This window comes from Phocaeicola sp. ICN-14070 (assembly GCF_037892625.1).
GTDB classification, from domain to species: domain Bacteria; phylum Bacteroidota; class Bacteroidia; order Bacteroidales; family Bacteroidaceae; genus Phocaeicola; species Phocaeicola plebeius.
Genome location: NZ_JBBKBF010000024.1, coordinates 27613 through 50549 on the forward strand (window position 1 = coordinate 27613; position 22937 = coordinate 50549).

18 protein-coding genes are annotated in these 22937 nt (G+C 42.2%); 12 read left to right on the forward strand and 6 right to left on the reverse strand.

Annotation, left to right across the window (positions count from 1 at the left end):
- Position 1: 1 nt before the first annotated feature.
- Complete coding sequence (locus WKT20_RS08545) at positions 2-1420, reverse strand: alkaline phosphatase (protein ID WP_117702666.1); 1419 nt, start codon at positions 1418-1420, stop codon at positions 2-4.
- A gap of 154 nt (positions 1421-1574) precedes the next feature.
- Between WKT20_RS08545 and WKT20_RS08550 the strand changes: the two genes are divergently transcribed.
- The 3 genes from WKT20_RS08550 to WKT20_RS08560 all read left to right on the forward strand — a co-directional run bounded on the left by WKT20_RS08550 (position 1575) and on the right by WKT20_RS08560 (position 4614).
- Positions 1575-2537: a fimbrillin family protein gene (locus WKT20_RS08550; protein WP_007559974.1), complete on the forward strand. Its 963-nt coding sequence runs from the start codon at positions 1575-1577 to the stop codon at positions 2535-2537.
- 164 nt (positions 2538-2701) lie between these two features.
- Positions 2702-3271, forward strand: a complete 570-nt coding sequence (xpt, locus tag WKT20_RS08555) for a xanthine phosphoribosyltransferase (protein ID WP_007559976.1) — start codon at positions 2702-2704, stop codon at positions 3269-3271.
- Positions 3272-3279: 8 nt separating this feature from the next.
- Positions 3280-4614: a nucleobase:cation symporter-2 family protein gene (locus WKT20_RS08560; RefSeq protein ID WP_022053318.1), complete on the forward strand. Its 1335-nt coding sequence runs from the start codon at positions 3280-3282 to the stop codon at positions 4612-4614.
- 73 nt (positions 4615-4687) lie between these two features.
- Here WKT20_RS08560 and WKT20_RS08565 read toward each other — a convergent pair whose 3' ends face one another.
- Positions 4688-5239: a DUF3332 domain-containing protein gene (locus WKT20_RS08565; protein ID WP_117674102.1), complete on the reverse strand. Its 552-nt coding sequence runs from the start codon at positions 5237-5239 to the stop codon at positions 4688-4690.
- Positions 5240-5401: 162 nt separating this feature from the next.
- Between WKT20_RS08565 and WKT20_RS08570 the strand changes: the two genes are divergently transcribed.
- From WKT20_RS08570 to WKT20_RS08585, 4 genes are all read left to right on the forward strand, one after another.
- Entirely contained in the window at positions 5402-6979 is a 1578-nt protein-coding gene (locus WKT20_RS08570; RefSeq protein WP_118243102.1) for an MFS transporter, read from the forward strand.
- 241 nt (positions 6980-7220) lie between these two features.
- Complete coding sequence (locus tag WKT20_RS08575; RefSeq protein ID WP_117702669.1) at positions 7221-8567, forward strand: MFS transporter; 1347 nt, start codon at positions 7221-7223, stop codon at positions 8565-8567.
- A 22-nt stretch (positions 8568-8589) separates the two neighbouring features.
- Positions 8590-9561: a glycoside hydrolase family 130 protein gene (locus WKT20_RS08580; protein ID WP_007559989.1), complete on the forward strand. Its 972-nt coding sequence runs from the start codon at positions 8590-8592 to the stop codon at positions 9559-9561.
- A gap of 69 nt (positions 9562-9630) precedes the next feature.
- Positions 9631-11859 (forward strand): GH92 family glycosyl hydrolase, encoded by a 2229-nt coding sequence (locus WKT20_RS08585; protein WP_340417219.1) that lies wholly within the window; start codon positions 9631-9633, stop codon positions 11857-11859.
- Between the two features lie 10 nt (positions 11860-11869).
- On the opposite strand, the gene tatC is transcribed toward WKT20_RS08585, so the two are convergent.
- Together tatC and WKT20_RS08595 are read right to left on the reverse strand one after the other, a co-directional pair.
- Positions 11870-12685, reverse strand: a complete 816-nt coding sequence (gene tatC, locus WKT20_RS08590; protein ID WP_118165312.1) for a twin-arginine translocase subunit TatC — start codon at positions 12683-12685, stop codon at positions 11870-11872.
- A 5-nt stretch (positions 12686-12690) separates the two neighbouring features.
- On the reverse strand, positions 12691-12915 hold the full coding sequence (locus tag WKT20_RS08595; RefSeq protein ID WP_118165310.1) for a Sec-independent protein translocase subunit TatA/TatB: 225 nt from the start codon (positions 12913-12915) through the stop codon (positions 12691-12693).
- Between the two features lie 446 nt (positions 12916-13361).
- On the opposite strand from WKT20_RS08595, the gene WKT20_RS08600 reads away from it, so the two are divergent.
- The 4 genes from WKT20_RS08600 to WKT20_RS08615 all read left to right on the forward strand — a co-directional run bounded on the left by WKT20_RS08600 (position 13362) and on the right by WKT20_RS08615 (position 18570).
- On the forward strand, positions 13362-13931 hold the full coding sequence (locus tag WKT20_RS08600) for a hypothetical protein (protein ID WP_117702689.1): 570 nt from the start codon (positions 13362-13364) through the stop codon (positions 13929-13931).
- Between the two features lie 130 nt (positions 13932-14061).
- Positions 14062-17859, forward strand: a complete 3798-nt coding sequence (gene dnaE / locus WKT20_RS08605; protein ID WP_303240019.1) for a DNA polymerase III subunit alpha — start codon at positions 14062-14064, stop codon at positions 17857-17859.
- Positions 17860-17897: 38 nt separating this feature from the next.
- A complete protein-coding gene (trxA, locus tag WKT20_RS08610; protein ID WP_007560003.1) occupies positions 17898-18215 on the forward strand; it encodes a thioredoxin in 318 nt (105 codons plus the stop codon).
- A gap of 19 nt (positions 18216-18234) precedes the next feature.
- A complete protein-coding gene (locus WKT20_RS08615) occupies positions 18235-18570 on the forward strand; it encodes a hypothetical protein (RefSeq protein WP_118243112.1) in 336 nt (111 codons plus the stop codon).
- Between the two features lie 59 nt (positions 18571-18629).
- Here the strand turns inward: WKT20_RS08615 and WKT20_RS08620 are convergent, their stop codons facing one another.
- Complete coding sequence (locus WKT20_RS08620) at positions 18630-19913, reverse strand: lipocalin family protein (protein ID WP_117702674.1); 1284 nt, start codon at positions 19911-19913, stop codon at positions 18630-18632.
- A gap of 135 nt (positions 19914-20048) precedes the next feature.
- Positions 20049-21917, reverse strand: coding sequence for a tetratricopeptide repeat-containing sensor histidine kinase (locus WKT20_RS08625; RefSeq protein WP_181976348.1), 1869 nt, complete (start codon positions 21915-21917; stop codon positions 20049-20051).
- A gap of 351 nt (positions 21918-22268) precedes the next feature.
- On the opposite strand from WKT20_RS08625, the gene WKT20_RS08630 reads away from it, so the two are divergent.
- Positions 22269-22937 (forward strand): LytR/AlgR family response regulator transcription factor (locus WKT20_RS08630; RefSeq protein ID WP_340417220.1); only part of this gene is annotated, 669 nt, incomplete at its 3' end.

Sequence of the window (22937 nt, forward strand, 5' to 3'; positions counted from 1 at the left end):
TTTATTTGCGTGAATAACCTGCTGCTTCAGCTATTTTTACTGGAATCTCGGTATTGTCAATCCGGTTTTGGAATTTCTCTGCTCCAGCTCCAATGGCAAAGACCGGTACATACCCTGCAGAGTGTCCTCCACTTGTCCAGCCAGTTAAAGCTATTTCATTGATAATTCGTTTAGCTTCTGCTGCAATAGGTTCGTCTTGTGCATATTCGCTCTTTTCCATTTTTACTTGTTGGTTTTTCATAGTCTGCTCGTACACGTTTTTCAAGCGAGCTTCCTGTTTTTCGTTTAACTGGATTTTATCCCAAAATCCGAAATTGTCTTTTAAAGCCTGTTGTACAGCTTCCCAGGATACCTGATTATTCGTTTTAGAGCGAAGCTGGTTGATGACTTTGGTGAATCCACTTTCACTGACCTTTTGGTTCTTGAGTACCTGCAGGTTCAGTTCATACGGACCTTTTCCTAAAACAAAACCTCCGGTTTCATGGTCGGCAGTAACTACAATTAAGGTTTCATCCGGATGTTGTGAGTAGAATTCGTAAGCGACCTTAATGGCATTGTCAAAGTCGATTACTTCATGAAAGGTCGTAGCGGCATCGTTGCTATGGCATGCCCAGTCGATTTTTCCACCTTCTACCATCAGGAAGAACCCTTTTGATAAATCTTTAGAGAGGAAATTAATTGCCGAACGGGTTATTTCTTGCAAAGTAAGGTCACTTTTTCCCCGGTCAATAGCGTATGGGATGGAAGAACGGTCCGCCTTAGAAGCGGCTTCCGACTGGAACAGAATCATCTTGTCTGCTTTTTTACTTTTCTTGAGATAATCTTTATATCCTCTGGCAATGATGTATCCGTATTGATCAGCCAGTGAGTAAAGATTCGTTGCTTGAGGATTATTTTTGTCCTGTGGTTGTAGAAAGTCTGAACCGGCATAGAAATCAAACCCTGTTTCATATAAGTCTTTTCCTATCTCGTAATAACTTCCTCTTCCTGAAGCATGTGCATAGAAAGCAGCAGGAGTTGCATGGTCTATGCTGACGCTGGTAGCTACTCCTACCCGGCATCCATGTTGTTTAGCCCATGTTGCTACACTGTAAACGGGGGTCTGTAAATCTTTTAAAACTCCGATAGCTCCATTTTTTGTTTTGTTTCCTGTTGCAAGCGCCGTACCTGCAGCAGCAGAATCTGTTACTCCGTTAGTGGCAGAGAAAGTGGTGGCTACGGTTGTGTAGGGGAATTGTGTAAACTGTAGGGGAGTTATACCGATTTTTCCTTCAAGTTCACCAAGATATAATTCTGTGCCTTGTACTTGATTGACTCCCATTCCGTCTCCGATGAAATAGAATACGTACTTGGCTTGCTGTGCATCTATCCGGCAAAAAACCATCAAGAAGAACATAATAGTGATAGATAACTTTTTCATAAAGCCTTGTGTTGAAATTATTTTTTTTCGCGAAAATAAGAAAAAATACGGCTTCGGAGATTTTTTTTAAAAAAAGATGCCTTAAAATGGGAAACGATTTCAAGTTCTTTCATTTTACTTATTGAATGATGTTACATTTTTTAAACATGTAATTATGAAAAAAAGAATTTTATTAGGGGCGTCTTTGATTTTGTCCCTGTTGGCTTCTTGCCAGCAAAAAGAGAATTTGCAGAACGTGAGTGATGAATTGAACTTGAGCTTGGAAGCTTCTGTGTATGCTTCTTCTGGTAGTTCTAGGGTTTCCACGGATGAGTCGGGAGTTACGACTTTTTCAGAAGGAGATGAATTAGGCTTTTTCATGCCAGAAGAAGATGAACCTGTGAAGTGGACGTTGAGCGGTAGCCAATGGACTCCTGAATTTCCCTTATCGTGGAAAGATAAAGTAAGTAAATTTTCATACTGCGCTTATTACCCTTATTCGTCTGAGGCTACGGTTCGTGGAGATATTCCGATGCCTGATTTGAGTTTACAGAAAGGAACGCTTGCAGGCATTGGAGAATTTGATTTTCTGACTGCCCGTTGTGAGGTTAGCTATCAGGAAACGGATAATGGAAAAGTTTCTTTCACAGGGGAATCGTCTTTCAGACATGCGTATAGCCTTATTTCTATTACGATAAAGAAAGATTTACCAGAAGAAAATGTATTGATTAGTCAGGCATCCTTTAAAGGAGATAACTTATTTGGTAATAGTACCTATCATTTTGCAGAATCGGAAGCAGAGGATGGTATTTCTTATTTGGAATTACCTGAGGTAGATGCTTTGACATTGAATTTTGAGGAGCCGGTTACTGTGGTTGAGGATACCGGTTATACTTTGTTCTTATTGTGTAATCCACAGGATTTGGTAGAGGATTCTGAATTCTCTATTTCTTATCAGCGAGATGGAATATCTTATACTGCATCTACCCAAAAACTAGGAAATCAGTTTGCAGCAGGTAAATATTATCAGTTTATTCTGAAATTAACGAAGGCTGAATTAAGTTTGGAAGGTTGTGAGGTAAGTGATTGGATTTCTGAAAAACTTCCAGAAATAGCTATTGAAGAAACTCCTGCGTAAGTTTACTACTGATGATTGTTTCCGGAGAAGCTATAAATGAGTTTCTCCGGATTTTTTATGCCTGCTTTTATCTCTTGAAATAGAATTGTAATAAATCTCAGAAAAAACATATAACTTTACACCTTCAAATAAACTAACAGTCAATTTTGTTCATTTATATAACAATGAAAGCACTTAAAGACCGCATCATTCGTGATGGAAAATGCTTTGAGGGAGGCATCCTTAAAGTAGATAATTTTATTAATCATCAGATGGACCCTATTCTGATGAAGTCAATGGCAGTAGAGTTTGTACGGAGATTCGCCAGTACGAAGATTAACAAGGTTCTGACCATTGAGGCCAGCGGCATTGCTCCTGCAATTATGGTTGGTTATCTGTTGGAACTTCCGGTTGTTTTTGCCAAGAAGAAAAAACCGAGCACAATGGAGAACATGCTGACAACCACTGTCTATTCGTTTACGAAAGATCGCACGTATGATGTGTGTGTAAGTAAGGATTATTTATGTCCGGGAGATAAGGTGTTGTTCATTGATGACTTCTTAGCCAATGGCAATGCCGCAAAGGGGATTATCGATCTGGTACAGAAAGCAGGAGCTGAATTAGTGGGAATGGGCTTCCTGATAGAAAAATCTTTCCAGCACGGAGGAGATTATTTGAGAGCACAAGGCATTCATGTGGAATCTTTGGCGATAATTGAAAGTTTGGAAAATTGTCAAATTAAAATAAAAGACTAAATCTTTAAATGGAAAAAGAACAACAGCAAACTGCCCAGAGTGCTGGGCTTATTTACGGGTTGAATGACCGTCCGCCTTTAAAAGATTCTATTTTTGCGGCTTTGCAGCATTTGTTGGCAATCTTTGTAGCTATTATTACCCCTCCGCTGATTATTGCAGGGGCATTAAAATTGGATTTGGAAACCACCGGATTTTTAGTTTCCATGGCTCTTTTTGCATCGGGTATTTCTACATTTATCCAGTGCCGTCGCGTAGGACCGATAGGTTGTGGACTGCTGTGTATTCAGGGAACCAGCTTCTCATTCATTGGTCCGATTATTTCTGCGGGCTTAACAGGTGGACTAAGTGCTATTTTCGGGGCTTGTATTGTAGCTTCTTCGGTGGAGATGTTAATTAGCCGAGTGTTGAAGTATACACGCAGAGTTATTACTCCTTTGGTATCGGGGATTGTGGTGACACTGATAGGTATGAGTTTGATTAAAGTGGGAATCTCTGCTTGCGGGGGTGGAGCTGCTGCACAGGCAGATGGTACTTTCGGGGCTTTCCGCCATATTGGTTTAGCTGCTTTGGTACTTGTCTTGATTATCTTTTTCAATCGTAGTTCCAACCGTTATTTGCGAATGAGCTCCATTGTTATCGGCCTGGTGGTTGGCTACGTATTAGCGTGGGCATTGGGAATGGTTGACTTTTCTGCTGTACAGAGTTATGGTGGTTTCAATATTCCTATACCTTTCCGTTACGGTATTTCATTTGATATTTCTGCAATCATCGCTTTGGCGTTGGTTTATTTGATTACGGCAATTGAAGCGTATGGAGATATTACAGCCAATTCATTGATTTCTGGGGAGCCGGTAGAAGGGGAAACGTTTGTTAAACGTGCTTCTGGAGGTATCTTGGCTGATGGTTTTAATTCCATGCTGGCCGGATTCTTCAACTCTTTCCCTAACTCGATTTTTGCTCAGAATAATGGTATGATTCAGTTGACAGGAGTAGCCAGTCGCTACGTAGGATACTTTATTGCAGGTTTCCTTATTTTGCTGGGCTTGTTCCCTGCAGTAGGATTGATTTTCTCGTTGATGCCTGAACCGGTGTTGGGTGGAGCTACTCTGTTGATGTTTGGAACAGTGGCTGCCGCAGGAATCCGAATCATTTCTGCACAGAAAATCAACCGTAAGGCTACGCTGGTGATGGCTTTGAGCTTTTCTTTCGGCTTGAGTGTGGAACTTGTGCCGGATATTCTTTGTCAGTTGCCGGAAACCGTTCGTAATATATTTTCTTCAGGTATTACAACTGGTGGACTGACTGCCATCTTGTCTAATCTGCTGATTCAGATAAAAGAATAAAAAATATATTGGATAAAAAGAAGAAAGGCTGTCTTATTTTGGACAGCCTTTCTTTATGGTTTTAAGGTGTTACTTATCGAGAAGCAAACATTGATTGGCTATTAGCCTGACGTGCAGAAATCATACCTTGCAAATCGGGAGATACAGTCACCGGAGTGCCGTCCTGCTGTTTGAAAGTGATAGTTCCGTCTTCATTCATGGTAATCAGTTCGAATGTCTGACCTTCGGCAGAAGCATTCCATGTATTCTTTTCTTTGTCATAAATTAAGGTAAGTGGCTTGTCTTCTTCACCTTTCTTTGTGATAGTGTAGCCATCTTCATTGGTCTGTACAAGGTATTCTCCGCTTTCACCTTTTACTGTTTTTACGCTACCTACATCGGCCAAAGGATTTGAACCAGACCAGAACTCGATAGAGTTCAGTACAATGACGTCTGCCAAATAAGCTACTTCATATACAGGTACGATATGAAATGCTAAAAAGACAATTTCATTTACGAATTTATTGCCAATGTTGTTGTTCCAGTCCTTCAGACTACTCCATAAACCAAATGAACCGATACATGAGGAGCATATAATGCTGCCGCTCAGAATCAGGCAGGCAGCTGAAAGTTTTAGTTTTTTCATACTCAATTGCATTTTGGGGTTAATATTTTATATGTATTGTCGTTTTGCTATTACAATTTGTTACAAAGTTAGAAGTTATTTTGGATTATGAAAGAAAAAGGTAAAAAAATAGTATCTTTGCGCTGTTTTTTGTGAGAAATTAATGATTAAATAAAAAATAGAATGAAAGAAACAATTCAGAAGAGATTGAGCGATTCGAAGACGGCACGCTGGACCGCTTTGTTTATCGTTTCGTTTACCATGATGTGTGGTTATTTTCTGACGGATGTGATGTCTCCGTTGGAAAACTTGTTGACAACAAAGGGTCAGGTGGTATATTTTACAGATGATACCTCTATGCCGGCAGACAGTCTGGTGGCCAAAGTGAATTACTTTTCTTCGGAAGAAATGCTTTCAAATCCGTTGCTGACTGTAGAGCAACTTGAGGAAGGAAGTAAGGTGCAGTATTATGAGATGCAGAATGGTGCACAGATACAGACAGAAAAGACAATTAGTTCTGTCGCCAGAGGGGAAGGCTGGTCAAGTACGGAATATGGCTTCTTCTCAGGGGCTTATGGCTTGATTAATGTGTTCTTGCTGATGCTGTTTCTCGGTGGGGTGATTTTGGATAAAATGGGAATCCGTTTTACTGGAATGATGTCTTCTGGATTGATGTTTATGGGAGCTCTGATTAAATGGTATGCCCTTTCTTCCGATTTTGGAGATGCACAGCTTTTTGGAATGGACATGCAGGTGGCATTGGCTTCTTTAGGATTTGCGATATTCGGAATGGGCGCTGAAATCACAGGTATTACTGCATCTAAAGTCATTGTAAAATGGTTTGCCGGAAAGGAACTGGCGCTTGCCATGGGACTTCAGGTGGCAATGGCTCGTATTGGTACTGCCGTGGCTTTGGCGGTAAGCTTACCAGTAGCCCGTTGGATGGGAGATGTTTCTTATCCGGTGTTGTTCGGAGCCATTTTGTTATGCGTGGGATTTGCTTCATATATGATTTATTGTGTCATGGACCGCAAGGAAGATGCTTCTGCCGCAGCTGTTCGCATGGAAAACGGAGAGGTTGAAGAAGAAGGTTTCAAATTGTCCGATTTGAAACTGATTTTCTGTAGCAAGGGCTTCTGGTTGATTAACCTGCTGTGCCTGATGTTCTATGCCGGTGTGTTCCCCTTCCTGAAGTTTGCGACAAAACTGATGATTTATAAATACGATGTGCCGGAATCTTTTGCCGGATTGATTCCTGCCTTATTGCCTTTTGGAACCATTCTGCTGACACCCGTATTCGGCTCTTTATATGACCGTATCGGTCGCGGAGCTACCTTGATGATTATTGGTTCAGTCATGTTGACAGTGGTTCACGTGTTGTTTGCTCTTCCGGTAATGAACTACTGGTGGTTTGCTGTTATTGTCATGATTGTATTGGGAATAGCATTTTCTTTGGTACCCAGTGCCATGTGGCCTTCAGTTCCTAAGATTATCCCGATGAAGCAGTTGGGTTCTGCTTATGCCACCATTTTCTATATCCAGAATATCGGGTTGACAATGGTGCCTTGGTTGATTGGATGGGTTATCGAACATTTTGCAACTTTGCGTAACGAAGCTGGTGTAATTGTAGGCTATGACTATACGGCTCCGATGGTTATTTTTGCAGTGTTTGGTCTGTGTGCCATCCTTATTTCTACATTGCTTCGTGTAGAAGACAGCAAAAAACATTATGGACTGGAAGAAGCTAATATGAAAAAATAATTTTTAAGTCTCTTTCATGGAAGGAGCGGGGGGTGTCAGGCACATCTTCAGCTCCTTTTATTTTTATTAATACCTCATAAGAAGGGGGAATGGCGGTATATACTTTGTCTTGTGGATTTTTTCCCGTATCTTTGGACTGTTTTTATGTGAGAATCTGTCAGTGAGATAACAAATGGCCTATAAAGGGCAATAAACTACCGGATAGATTTCTACATGAGAAATGTGTAACAAAAATTTAGCTATGAATAATACGAAGAAAAAATCACCTATATCATGGGTTCCTACTGCATATTTTGCTATGGGACTTCCTTTTGTCGTACTCAATATGGTTACCGTGTTAATGTTTAAAGGGCTTGAGGTGGATGATAAGCTAATCACCTTCTGGACGTCGTTGATTCTTCTGCCCTGGACATTGAAGCCATTGTGGAGTCCTTTTCTTGAACTTTTCCGGACAAAGAAATTTTTTGTGATTGTCACTCAGTTAATTACGGGAGTCACTTTCGGGCTGGTAGCTTTTGCGTTGAACCTGTCCCATTTTTTCAGTATTTCCATTGCGCTGCTGGCCATTGTTGCTTTTAGCGGAGCTACTCACGACATTGCTTGCGACGGAGTATATATGAGTGAACTGTCCAATGAAGACCAGGCAAAGTTTATTGGCTGGCAGGGAGCCTTTTATAACATAGCAAAGATTCTGGCAACGGGTGGTTTGGTATACCTGGCTGGATATTTCATCGAGCTGAATGCAGATGCCGGATTGCTGATTGCCAACAAAAGGGCTTGGATGATTATCTTGCTGATTCTTTCCGTAACCATGATTCTTCTGGGAATCTATCATCTGTTTGCTTTGCCTTCTACCCAGTCGGCTTCTTCTAAAAAAACATTACGGAGTAACAAGGAAGTGATGAAGGAACTGGGACAGGTATTGATGGACTTTTTCCGCAAGACACACATCACTTATTATATCTTCTTCATCATCCTTTATCGTTTTGCAGAAGGATTTGTGATGAAGATTGTACCGCTGTTTTTGAAAGCAGACCGGGAGATGGGAGGTTTGGGACTCAATGAAAAGGAAATCGGACTTTATTATGGTACGTACGGAGCTGCGGCCTTTGTGTTGGGTTCTTTGCTGGCAGGATATTATATTGCCCGACGGGGATTGAAAAAAACAATCTTCTCGTTGTGCTGTATTTTCAACCTTCCTTTTATGGTGTATGCCTTGTTTGCTTACTTCCAGCCGGAGAGTGGTTGGATAATATGCAGTGGCATCGTCTTTGAGTATTTCGGATATGGTTTCGGCTTTGTCGGACTTTCTTTGTTTATGATGCAGCAGGTGGCTCCCGGCAAGCATCAGATGGCTCATTATGCATTTGCTTCAGGAATCATGAATTTTGGAGTGATGATTCCGGGAATGTTAAGCGGCTGGGTGTGCGAAAGTCTTGGCACATGGTTTGACAAGCCGGGAGGCTATGAGCCTTTCTTTATCTTCGTACTGATTGCTACAATTCCAGCCTTCCTGATTACTTATTTCCTTCCGTTTAAGTATGATAATGGAGGAAATTTGCTGGAAGGCGAAAAAGAATATGTATAATAATCAATTAAACTAACTGGATATGAATGAAAAATTTGTAATGCCCTGGGAAGAACGCCCGGCAGACTGTAAAGAAGTGATGTGGCGCTATTCGAAGAATCCTGTTATCGGACGTTATCAGATTCCTTCATCGAATAGTATTTTCAATAGTGCGGTAGTTCCCTTCAAGGATGGATTTGCAGGGGTGTTCCGTTGCGATAACCGAGCTGTACAGATGAATATCTTTGCTGGTTTCAGTAAGGACGGTATCAACTGGGAAATCAATCATGAGCCGATTGTCTTTAAGCCCGGCAATACGGAGATGATAGATTCAGAGTATAAATATGACCCTCGTGTGACTTGGATTGAAGACCGTTACTGGATTACATGGTGCAACGGTTATCACGGACCTACCATCGGCATCGGTTATACATTCGATTTCAAGGAATTCTATCAGTGCGAGAATGCCTTCCTTCCATTTAACCGTAACGGCGTATTGTTCCCGCAGAAAATTAACGGTAAGTATGCCATGCTGAGCCGTCCGAGCGACAACGGTCATACACCTTTCGGAGATATTTATATCAGCTACAGTCCCGATATGAAGTATTGGGGTGAGCACCGTTGTGTAATGAAAGTGACTCCTTTCCCGGAAAGTGCCTGGCAGTGTACAAAGATTGGAGCCGGCTCTGTACCTTTCCTGACAGAAGAAGGCTGGCTGATGTTCTATCACGGGGTTATTACCACTTGTAACGGTTTCCGTTACTCTATGGGAGCAGCTATTCTGGATAAGGACCATCCGGAAAAGGTGCTTTATCGTACCCGTGACTACCTGTTGGCACCTGCTGCACCTTATGAACTGCAGGGAGATGTGCCCAATGTAGTGTTCCCGTGTGCTGCTCTTCAGGATGGAGAAAGAGTAGCTGTGTACTACGGAGCTGCTGATACCGTGGTAGGAATGGCTTTCGGTTATATTTCCGAAATCATTGATTTTGTAAAGCGTACTTCTATTTTGTAAATGTAAATATTTAATAAGGCTGTTCCTGTAGCCAGACGCTATGGGAGTAGCCTTTTTTATTTTAGGCCTATGAAAAAACTAATCGCATCTCTGAACTTTTTGTTCATCTGGAATTGTGCCAATGCGCAGGACCCGGTGGACTATGTAGACCCGTTTATTGGAACAACCAATTATGGTACTTGTAATCCGGGAGCTGTCTGTCCGAATGGTTTGATGTCGGTCGTTCCTTTTAATGTGATGGGGTCGGATGAAAATACCTATGACAAAGACGCTCGCTGGTGGTCTACTCCTTATGAATACACGAACAGCTATTTTACTGGACTCTCTCATGTCAATCTGAGTGGGGTGGGTTGTCCTGAAATGGGTTCTCTGTTGCTGATGCCCACAACCGGCGAATTGAATGTCGACTATCATCACTACGGAAGCAAGTATGAAAAGGAAACGGCTTCACCGGGATATTACAGTCTGCAGCTGACCAAATATAATATTAAAGTAGAGGCTACTTCTACATTGAGAACAGGGCTTACCCGCTTTACTTTTCCAAAGGGGAAGAGCCATATCCTGATGAACCTGGGAGAAGGACTGACCAATGAATCGGGAGCTTATCTGCGCCGGATAAACGACCGTGAAATTGAGGGTATGAAGTTCTTGGGAACGTTCTGCTATAATCCTCAGGCTGTGTTCCCTATTTATTTTGTCATGCGTATCAACAAGGCTCCTAAGCAGACGGGGTATTGGAAATTCCAGCGCAAGATGACGGGGGTGGAAGCAGAATGGGACAAAGACAATGGCAAATACAAATTGTACACGCAGTATGACCGGGATTTGGCTGGCGACGACATCGGTGCATGGTTCACTTTCGATACAGAAGAAAATGAACAGATAGAAGTGGCCGTAGGTGTATCGTTTGTTAGTATGGAAAATGCCCGTCAGAATTTGGAAGCTGAGCAGCATGGAGCTGGATTCGATGAAATCTATGCCAGCGCACGGAAACAGTGGAACGACGATTTGAGTCGTATCACCGTAGAAGGAGGTACAAAGGAACAGAAAACGGTGTTCTATACTGCCTTGTATCACACGCTGATTCACCCGAATATCCTCCAGGATGTAAACGGGGAATACCCAGCCATGGAAACCGGAGAAACGAAGACAACTAAAAACAATCGTTATACCGTATATTCTTTGTGGGATACCTATCGTAACCTGCATCAGTTGATGACTCTGGTGTATCCCGAACGTCAGATTGACATGGTACGTACCATGGTCGATATGTACAAAGAGCATGGGTGGTTACCTAAATGGGAGTTGTACGGACGTGAAACCCTCACGATGGAAGGTGACCCCAGTTTGCCGGTGATTGTGGATACCTGGATGAAGGGTCTGTGCGACTTTGATATGGAAACAGCCTATGAGGCTATGCGCAAGTCGGCCACTCTTCCTGGAAAGGAAAACCTGATGCGTCCGGACAACGATGATTACATGAGCAAAGGCTATGTACCTTTGATGGAACAGTTCGATAACTCCGTATCGCATGCTTTGGAATATTACATTGCCGATTATGCTTTGTATACGCTGGCAAAGAGCATGGGAAAGAAAGAGGATGCCGATTTGTTCTACAAGCGGTCTATGGGATACAAGCATTATTATTGCAAGGAATTCGGAACGTTGCGTCCTATTTTGCCGGACGGAAAATTCTATTCTCCGTTCGATCCGCTTCAGGGACAGAACTTTGAACCTAGTCCGGGATTCCACGAAGGTAACTCTTGGAACTATACCTTCTACGTACCGCATGATGTAAAAGGACTGGCTCGCCTGATGGGTGGACAGAAGAAGTTTATCGACAAACTGCAGATGGTATTCGACAAGGGCTATTATGACCCGGCCAATGAACCGGATATTGCTTATCCTTATCTGTTCAGCTACTTCAAGGGGGAAGAATGGCGTACACAGAAAACCGTTCGCGAACTGCTGGCTAAGTACTTCACTCCCAAACCTGACGGTATTCCGGGAAATGACGATGCTGGTACCATGTCAGCCTGGGCTGTATTCAGCATGATGGGCTTCTACCCTGACTGTCCGGGTGTTCCGGAGTATACGTTGACCGACCCGACTTTCGACCGTATTACCATTCGTTTGAATCCGGATTTTTATGGAAAAGATAAACTGGTCATTGAGAAGAAGGAGAATGGTTCATCGGAAGGGTATATCCAGAAAATAGAACTTGGTGGCAAGAAAACAGGTTACCGGATTAATCACAATGACTTGGTAAAAGGCGGCACATTGACGTTCTATAAATAACACAAGCAGATTAGTTTTCCCCTTTTGTTCGTCTTTTCTTTACGGTGTGGCGTACCAGAAAGATGCTGGCTTCGTATAAAAGTACGATGGGGAAGGTTACAATCAGCATAGTAAACACGTCTGAGGTAGGAGTGATGATGGCAGCGATAATCATTGCGACAACCCAGGCGTGTTTTCTGTATTGTGCCATGAAATCGGCAGACAAGATACCCAGTTTGGCCAGCAGCCAGGTAAGAATCGGAATCTCAAACGTGATACCCATCATCAGGCTTAGCATGTTCAGCGTATCAATATAAGAACTGAGCAGAATGGTATTTTCCACCTCCTGACTCACTTGATAGGTCGAAAGAAAGCGGAATGTAAAAGGAAATATCAGGAAATAACTGAATAATACTCCCGTCAGGAAGAGCAGATAGCCCCAGAATATCAGCCAGCGGGAATATTTCTTTTCATTCTGGTAGAGTGCCGGCGAAATAAAATGAAAAAGCTGATAGAGTATGTAAGGAGAAGCCAGCAGAATACCCGCATAGAACGAAACACTCATGTGAGTGAGAAACTGTCCTGAAAGTTGTGTGTTGATAAGTTTTACCGGCAAAGTTTCCGCTTCCAGTCCGGCTATATGCAGTATTCTTCCTAAACATGCAAAGAAACGGTAGGTACAGAAGTCGCCCTCTTTGGGAGCAAGGATGAGGCCGAAAAGCTCTTCTTTGAAACAAAAGGCCAGCAGCATAAGCACAATTACCGCACAAGCGATGTGGATAATCGTTTTGCGCAATTCGTCCAGGTGATCCCAGAAAGTCAGTTCCGTTGGTTGCGTTGGCTTCACGGCAGTTATTTTTCTTTTTTCTCGTTCGAAGTGGTTTCTTCCTTCTTTGGGTCTGTTTCTTTCAGGTTATCTTCCACTTCGTTCATGCCTTCCTTGAAACTTCTTACACCTTTGCCAATACCTTTCATCAGTTCGGGAATCTTCTTTCCGCCGAACAGCAGCAGGATGATTAAAGCAAGAAATAAAAATTCCTGGGTACCAATACCCATAAACAGCAATGTAGTATTCATGTACTTTTTGTGTAAATAGTGAGTGAATTTGTCATTTATTCTTCCGCAAAAATATGGATTGTTTTTTACCTGCGCAAATGTGTGTCGAGGGCATTTTACATTAAAGTGAAAAATGACAGGGTCTGATATATTCTTTCAGGTGTCTTTTCATATTCTTCCTAGTTCTTTGACATATTCTCTGTTCCACAGTGCGGGATTTGTATCCCACAGTGTGAAATATGTATCCCACACTGTGGTTTTTGTATTTCACAGTGTAAAACAGAGAATTTGCTTTTAAGTTAGGGAAAATTTGCAGGTAAGATGGAGAAAAAAGAAGGGGGTGAATAAAATTGGAGGGTAGAAAATTGAAATGTCAGTGAGATGTCAGTAAAACTTTGAGGTTATTGCAGAGGAGAGTTCATAGCTTTGTGGTGGTGAAACAGAATGTGTAATGAAGATAATTGGCTATGAGAGAAAAGAGACATTACGTGGGTATGCGTTGGTTTATGATTCTGTCCTCTTTTTTGATTGGAATCGTGTCTTTCTTTATTTCTTATAATAAGAAAGAGGATGCATCTTTGCCCGATAAGTTGGAGCAAATGATGTGTCGTACGAAGATGAATGTGCACTGTGACCCTTTTTATGGTTACCAGATACATTATCCTGCATTCTTCGAACAGGTTCCGGATTCACTCATTCATGAAACGGGATGTTGCCAGTTCTATTTTGGGAATATGCTGAAGATTGCTCAGATAGCTTTTATCGTAACTAATCTTGAAGGATTTACTGTGCGGCAGGGGATGGAACATTTTGCCATAGAGCAGCATGCTACTGAACGGCGGTGTGGAAATGATTATTTCATTCTTTCCGGACCTCTTTATATCAACCATCGGCCAGTAGAGGGCTATCGTTTTTATGCCAAATACGTGCAGCGGCAAAAACTCTGGTTTGTGCAGTCATTGTCTTACCCAGCGAGTTGCACACGTGCTGTTTCACGACTTATTGAGCAGATAGATAACTGGCAAGTGTGGGAGTAGGTGAAAGGGCTCAGGTATTCTATTGGGTTCAGAAAGCCAACGAAATTTTTCTTTAAAATTCTCGGGCTGTCTTGTCTCTTCCCTAAAAGATGGGTATCTTTGACTCGTTTTTCATTTAACATTGATACTCATGCAGGATTTTGTTCATTTGCACGTTCATACGCAGTATTCTATTCTTGACGGACAGGCTTCTATTCCGCGATTGGTAGACAAGGCCATGGCCAACGGCATGCGAGGAATCGCAGTGACCGACCACGGAGATATGTTCGGTATCAAGGAGTTCTTCAACTATGTCAACAAAAAGAACGGGGGCACGAATGGGGAAATTAAGGATTTGAAGAAGAAAATTGCCGCCCTCGAGAGCGGTAAGGAAGAGTCGGAAAACCCCGAAGCGGAGATTGCAGCTTGCAAGGAACAGTTGGAGGCTGCGAAAAAGAAGCTGTTCAAACCAATTTTCGGTTGTGAAATGTATGTAGCCCGCCGCCGTCTGGAAGATAAGGAAGGTAAGCCTGACCAGAGCGGGTATCACCTGGTGGTGCTGGCCAAGAATCTGAAGGGTTATCATAACCTGATTAAACTGGTGTCGAAGGCATGGACCAAGGGATTCTATATGCGTCCGCGTACAGACCGTGCGGAATTGGAGAAGTATCACGAAGGACTGATTGTATGCTCGGCTTGTTTGGGAGGGGAAGTGCCCCGACGTATTACGGCCGGACAGTTTGAAGAGGCTGAAGAAGCCATCCGCTGGTACAAGAATCTTTTCGGAGATGACTACTACCTGGAACTGCAGCGCCACAAGGCGACGGTGGCACGTGCCAATCATGAGGTGTATCCCATGCAGCAGGTGGTGAATGAAAAACTGATTGAATATGCCAAAAAATACAATATCAAGCTGGTGTGTACGAACGACGTGCACTTTGTGGACGAGGAAAATGCCGAAGCCCACGACCGGCTTATCTGTCTGAGTACAGGAAAAGACCTGGACGATCCCAACCGTATGCTTTATACCAAGCAGGAATGGATGAAGACGCGGGAAGAAATGAACGAAGTCTTTGCCGATGTGCCGGAAGCCTTGAGTAATACGGTTGAAATCTGTGACAAGGTAGAATTTTATTCTATTGACCATGCGCCTATCATGCCGACGTTTGCCATTCCGGAAGATTTCGGTACGGAGGAGGAATATCGTAAGAAATTTACGGAAAAAGACCTCTTTGATGAATTTACCCGCGATGAGAACGGCAACGTGGTAATGGATGAGGCTGCGGCGAAGGCGAAGATTGAGCGTCTGGGCGGATATGAGAAATTGTATCGTATCAAACTGGAGGCCGATTATCTGGCAAAACTGGCCTACGACGGGGCCAAACGACGTTATGGCGAGAACCTGTCGGAAGAGGTGCAGGAGCGTATCAAGTTTGAGCTGCATATCATGAAGACCATGGGTTTCCCGGGATACTTTTTGATTGTGCAGGACTTTATCAATGCGGCACGTCATCAGTTGGATGTATCAGTCGGCCCGGGACGTGGTTCGGCGGCGGGTTCAGCGGTAGCTTACTGCCTGGGGATTACGCAGATTGACCCGATTCAGTACGACTTGCTGTTCGAGCGTTTCTTGAATCCGGACCGTATCTCTTTGCCTGATATTGATGTGGACTTCGATGATGACGGACGTGGTCGCGTGTTGAACTGGGTTACGGAGAAGTATGGACAGGAAAAAGTGGCACACATCATTACGTATGGTACGATGGCTACTAAACTGGCTATCAAGGATGTGGCTCGTGTACAGAAACTTCCGTTGTCGGAATCAGACCGTCTGTGTAAGTTGATTCCGGATAAACTGCCTGATAAGAAACTGAATTTACCGAATGCCATTGCTTATGTGCCGGAACTGCAGGAAGCGGAAGTATCTCCGAATCCGGTATTGCGTGATACTATTAAATACGCCAAGATGCTGGAAGGTAACGTGCGAAACACGGGTGTACATGCCTGCGGTACGATTATCTGTCGTGATGATATTACCGACTGGGTACCGGTGAGTACGGCAGACGATAAGGAAACCGGAGAAAAAATGCTGGTTACCCAGTACGAAGGTTCGGTAATTGAAGATACGGGGCTGATTAAGATGGACTTCCTAGGGTTGAAGACCTTGTCCATCATTAAGGAGGCCATTGAAAATATTCGTCAGAGTAAGGGAATCGTACTGAATATCGATGAAGTACCGATTGATGACCCTGCGACTTACCGCTTGTATAGTGAAGGGCGAACCATCGGAACCTTCCAGTTTGAATCGGCGGGTATGCAGAAGTATCTGCGCGAGCTTCAGCCCAGTACGTTTGAGGATTTGATTGCCATGAACGCCCTTTACCGTCCGGGACCGATGGATTACATTCCGGACTTCATCGACCGTAAACATGGCCGGAAGCCGATTGAGTACGATATTCCGATTATGGAGAAATACCTGAAGGATACGTATGGTATTACGGTATATCAGGAGCAGGTGATGTTGCTGTCGCGCTTGCTAGCCGACTTTACGCGTGGTGAATCGGATGCCTTGCGTAAGGCCATGGGTAAGAAGTTGCGTGACAAGCTGGATCACATGAAGCCGAAGTTTATTGAAGGTGGAAAGAAGAACGGACATGACCCTAAGGTATTGGAGAAAATCTGGGCCGACTGGGAAAAATTTGCATCGTACGCGTTCAACAAATCGCATGCTACTTGCTATTCGTGGGTGGCTTATCAGACGGCATACCTGAAGGCCAACTATCCGTCAGAGTACATGGCGGCTACGATGAGCCGGAATATTTCGAACATCACTGAAATTACGAAGCTCATGGATGAGTGTAAGTCGATGGGCGTAAAGGTACTTGGACCGGATGTGAACGAAAGTAACCTGAAATTCTCAGTCAATTATCACGGTGATATCCGTTTCGGATTGGGAGCTATTAAGGGAGTCGGAGAGTCGGCTGTACAGAGTATTCTGGAAGAAAGACGGAAGAATGGGGAGTTCAAAAATATCTTTGACTTCGTACAACGTGTGAACTTGTCGGCTTGCAATCGTAAGAATATTGAAAACCTGGCTCTTGCTGGAGGTTTCGATAGTTTTCCGGGTATCAAGCGCGAAGATTTCTTTGTAAAGAACGCAAAAGATGAGTCCTTCTCGGATATACTGGTGCGTTACGGTAACAAATACCAGCTGGATAAGGCAGCGGCTGCTAATTCTCTATTTGGAGGGGAACATGAGGTAGAGGTGGCTACTCCGGAGATTGTGCCGGCTCCGTCGTGGAGCGATTTGGAGCGTTTGAATAAAGAACGTGATTTGGTAGGAATTTATTTGTCGGCCCACCCGCTGGATGAGTTTGCCGTGATTCTGGAAAATGTGTGCAACGTACACATGGCCGAACTGACCGACTTGACTCCGCTGCAGAACCATGATCTGGTGCTGGGAGGAATTGTGACTGGGGTACGTGAAGGATATACCAAGACGGGAAAGCCCTATGGTATTGCAAAAGTGGAAGATTACTCGGGTACGGCCGAATTTGCTTTCTTCGGTAACGAATGGGTGGAAAAGAAAAACTTCTTCATGGAAGGTATGTTCCTTTTCATGAAAGGAAAGTGCCAGCCTAAGCAGTGGAAACAGGAGGAGTGGGAAGTGAAAATCAACAGTATTGAACTGCTTCCTGAAGTGAAGGAGAGAGTGGTGGAAAAACTGACGGTAACGGCTCCGCTTTCAGCCATTGATGACCAGTTGATCATGGAGTTCTCTTCCTTGGTGAAAGACAGTCCGGGAAATGCCGAACTTCATTTCCTGGTTCGGGATGAAGACGGGCAGATGTATGTAAACCTGATGTCACGTACGATGAAGATTTCTGTACAGAAGGAGCTGGTCAACTATTTAAAAAACCAGCCATTGTTGGACTATAAAATAAATTAGTATATATTTGCGTAGAGAACTTAAAAACATAGATAATTATGGCATTGAATATTAAAGATGACAACTTTGAAGCTATTGTAGCTGAAGGTAAACCAGTGGTGTTGGATTTTTGGGCTACATGGTGTGGTCCTTGCAAGCAAATTGCTCCATATATCGAAGAACTGGCAGAAGAGTATAAGGATAAGGTAAATATCGGTAAATGCGATGTAGATGAAAATGCAGACCTTCCTGCACAGTTTGGTGTGCGCAACATTCCTACCGTATTGTTTATCAAGAACGGAGAAGTTGTGGACAAACAAGTAGGAGCTACCACTAAATCTGCTTTGCAGGCAAAGGTAGAAGCTTTGTTGAAATAACTAAAAAAACAGATAAGTTATGGGAATGGAAGAGGATTTCTTGTTGGAAGATGAGGACGATGAAAAAACCATCGAGTTCATAAAGAACTATTTGCCTCAGGACATGAAAGAGGCTTTCTCGGACGATGATTTGTATTACATCTTAGATTTGATTGTGGATTATTATACCACGAGTGGTTGTCTGGATGCACAGCCGGACGATGAAGGGTATATCAACATCGATCAGGATGAAATTGTGAACTACATCGTTAAAGAGTCTGCCAAGGATGGAATGGGCCCGTTTGACCCAGATGCGATTTTCTTCGTCGTGCAGGGTGAAATGGAATATGGCAATCAGTTGGGACAAGTAGAGTAACAAAGTACCATATTATTAAAAAAATCCGGAGCTAAAAAAGTAGCTCCGGATTTTTTTGTTTATAGTTTACGGAATTCCATTCCATCAGCAAGTACTCCATTTTCATAAATAGCGAGATACATCACGTGATCGGTTAGTTTTATTATTTTAAAGGCTTCAGTCTCTCCGTCAACAGTGAATACTAGTTCATGAGAGTCAGAATTATAAGTGTAATTAAAGGTCATCTTATCTCCGCCTTCAGTCCAAATTACGTCGCTGAAATTTTGTCGGAATTGTAGGGTAATGGGGCTGCCGTCATCATAGCTAAAACTGGTCCATTCGTCACCATATAAAAGAGATTCATCGCCTACTACGAGTTCATCAGGTTCTGGTATACGGAACAGTGTCATAGAACTTTCTTTAGTAAGATTTTCTCCGTCTGAGCTAAAAACATCTATGGACAGTATATCTTGGGTTACTTGTTTTACCTGCCAGAATCCACCGCTCCAGCTTTCATTTTCAAAGAAATAGATACGGTTATAGGCATCATACTTGAATGCTACTGTATAGGGCGCTTCTTCTCCTTCATAAACAGTGCACAATCTGTTGCCTTCTTTGTTTGTGAACTCTATTGATGGTTTTCCTAAAAATCCCCATTTCCCGTAAAGAAGTTCTATCCAAGCCGTGTTTGTGTATACCGTTAGCGTAAGTTCCTGCCCATCGTTATCTTTTACTTTCAGCGTGTCATTGGTTAATGAAAGAATAGTCCATCTTACTACTTTACCATTTACGCGATGGAGTGTAAGCTGTTTGTTGGCTTCATCATATTCATAGGTGATATCGTTTGCTGATGTTTCTTCTTTAGCCTTGTAAGTTCCGTTACCATCATTATTGAAGGTATAGATATCTTGTGTTTCCGAAATCCAGGTATTGTATAGCAGGGTAATGTCAATATCCGGTTCTGAAGTGGCATCTTTTTTCAAGGTTATCAATTCTCCTTCTTCATCTTTTATTTTCAGTGTATCGTCGGTCAGTGTGACAATGGTCCATCGCATGACATCTCCGTCGATATGAATCGTGAGCGTCTGAGTCGATTCTTCATACGAATAAGTGAACGAATACGTGTCTGTGGTGCGTGTGCCTGTCCTACGCATCAGTTTTGCGGTGGAAATCTCGTCTGTTTCTGTGTAGACTCCGGTTCCATCCGCATTGAATGTAATGTAAGTACCTTCTCCCATATACCAGGTCTTGATAAGCTGGGAAGGAATGTTTCCGATGTTTTCATCCTCGTTACTGCATGAGGAAACACCAATCAGGATTAGCATGAGCAACATGAGTGTGCTCGTTAATTTTAAAACTCTCATAACTTTGAAATTTAATGATATTATGCCACAAATATCCCGAAATATTCGTGGGAGGACAAACCGGTGAAATCTCTTTTCTGTATGAGAGCGGGCAAATAGAGCATATCCTGCTATATTCTTCGTATGAAACGTATTTTATTGCCATTCATAGGAGTACTGATAAGGTATGAAGATACTGATGGCAGTTCCTTCTTCTTGTCCGGGCAGTATCTGGAAAGTAATTTTTTCTTTGTTGTGGGTGTTCAGTAATTGTATACTTTGATAAATGATTCTGAGACCGGTGCCAGTGCTTTCCAGTTTGTTGTTGGATGGAGCAAATGGAGAATATTTGTGTCCGTTGTTGTTAATGTGGATGGTGACTCCCCGACAGGCTTCTTCTATAATCAAGTCAATATGCCCTGTTTGATTTAGGTTGGCAAATCCATGTTTGATTGCATTTTCAACAGGGATTTGTATCATCATGGAGGGGATTTGCAGATCGTCTACATTTCCGTTTTTATGCAAACTGAATGTGAATTGCTTGCCTGTGTCCTGTAATAACGCTACATAGTTGGATACGAAATCAAGTTCCTCCGAAAGGGGAATCGCAAAACGGTTGGATAAATCCAGTCCCTTACGTAACAGACGGGTGAGCCGTATCAGCCGTTGATGTTCGGAGGTAGATTCCGGGTGTTGATTTATTTCATTGTTCAGCACATTGAAGAGGAAGTGAGGTGAAATTTTTTCTCTGATATTTTGCATTTTCAGTTTACTGATTTCGTATATATGCTGTTTAAATTCTTGTTGTTGGTTCTTTTTGACTCGTCTTTTGTACTCGATAAAATACACGACAAGCCCTAAAATGAGAATAACGCCCAAAGCTATTTCCAGCTGGAGTGTTTTTATTTCATTTTTCTGATTGGTTATTGTTATGCGGTTTTTGAGATGGGTCGTATCATTTTTATACCGTAAATCGAGTTCTGCCACATAGTTGTTGTGTTCTTCGCTTCGGATGGAATCCTCTATCGGTAGCTGGGCTGCTAATATGGCCAGGGCTTTGGAGTAATTTCCGGTACGTTTATAATATTCAGTTAGTACATCGTTTCGTCTTTGTTGGTAGTTGATAGGTACATTTACGGTGCTGTCATGTGAAATTTGTTGAACTAAGCTAGCTGCTGTTTGTAAGTCATTTTGCTTTAATGCAAGTTCCAGTTCCATGGTCATGATATAGTAAATGCTAATTGCCACTTTTGTACTTTGGAAATAGGCCTTAGCTTTTTGCAGATAATCTTTGGCTTTATTCAAATCTTTGTTTAGCTTGATAGATAGGTCTGCATAATTTGCTTCTAATGTGGCATATTCTGAGGGCATATCATTCTGGTGCTGTGCTACTTCATCAAAAATCTTCATCAGATAGCTCCATGATTCTTCATACTTTTTTTGGTAGTAATAGAAATTGACGAAAGTGTTTAGCAGAAAATACCGGTTATATAACGGCATGTCATTAATTTGCGGATAGACCTTATTAAGATAATAATGGGCTTGTGGATAATTTTTCAGTTGTACATAACAGAATGCCAGCATAAAGTAACTGTTGTCCCTGTAAATCTGAGGCAAGGATAGCGAATCGCATATGAAGAGAGCTTTTTTGTAGCAATAAGCTTGCATGGGAAGATCATTTAGTGTATAGTATACATAGCCTAGATTGTTATAGACATTGGGGAGTCTTTTATGCATATTCCCTCTTTGGTAATATTGGATAGCTTTTTCATAAGCTGTTTTGGCAGATAAAGGATGATTGGAGTTTTCCAGTAAAGAGGCTTTGTTGTTTTCTGCTATTCCAAGAGTGAGGTAATGAATCGGTAATAATTTAGGAAGGCTAAGACAGAACTTTTCGCATCTGTTTATATAATAGAATGCAGAATCTTCTTGTTGTCTGGTCATAAGCAAAGAAGAATGCACGGCTTCTGCATAATAATATTCTGTACTGTCTTGTGCCTGTTGCTTGGCTTTTGCCAGTAACATTTCAGCTTCTTGAGGCTTGTATCTGATGATTGAATCTTGTATCAGTGTAGTGAGCTGGACGGATGGTGATTTTTCATAGTCTGTGAAATGCTTGCATCCGGTGCTGAGTAAGCAAGCTATCCAGCAGGCACACAGTAAGTAAATGATGCTTTTCATAATTTAGAAGATACATTAATGTTTTATGGACAAAAATACAAATTTTTATGGGCGATATAACAAATATTGATTTAGGTGTTTAATTTAGTGCATAAAATACGAATAATCCTGAATAATGTGACGAAATAAATACATCGGAGGCTTTGCTTCAGAAGTAGGGAAGTTGGATTGTTTGGTATTGTTTTCTACATTTGTGTGAGTTTTAAAAAATCAGTTTTAATGGAGCAAAAGGCATATAAAATATTTATTATAGAGGATTCAGATAAAGATAGGGAGTTATTGGAAAAAAGCCTTGCGTCATATAATCTGTTTCAAGTTGTAGGGTGTCTGCCTGGAGGTTCCGGAGCATTGGCTCTCATTCAGAGTTTACATCCTGATTTGCTTTTTATTGACGTGGAATTGCCGGGGCTTCCCGGATATGAGATTGTCAATAAGCTCCATGACGTGATTATGTGGGATATGAAAGTAGTTTTTTATACTGCTTATCCTCAATATATGTTGGAAGCGATACGGAGTGCCGCTTTTGATTTTTTGCTGAAGCCTTTCGAAATGAAGGAACTTGATTTAATTATAAATCGTTTTGTACAGGCAAAAATAGAAAAAAAAGGAGAGGTAAATATCGTGAATGCTATGCGTGGTATAGAAGGGGAGAGCGGTAAAGGTACGTTTTCTATTCAGCTGCCTACAGGGGAAATCCGTGTATTGCGTCTTTCAGAAATAGGATATTTTAAATTTAATGCTTCGCGCAGATGCTGGGAGGTCTTTTTATTTATCCAGAAATTGCTGGCTATGCGTTCTTCTATCAATGCCATGAATATCTTAGGATTTTCTTCTCAGTTTGTGCAAATACATAAATCTTACATT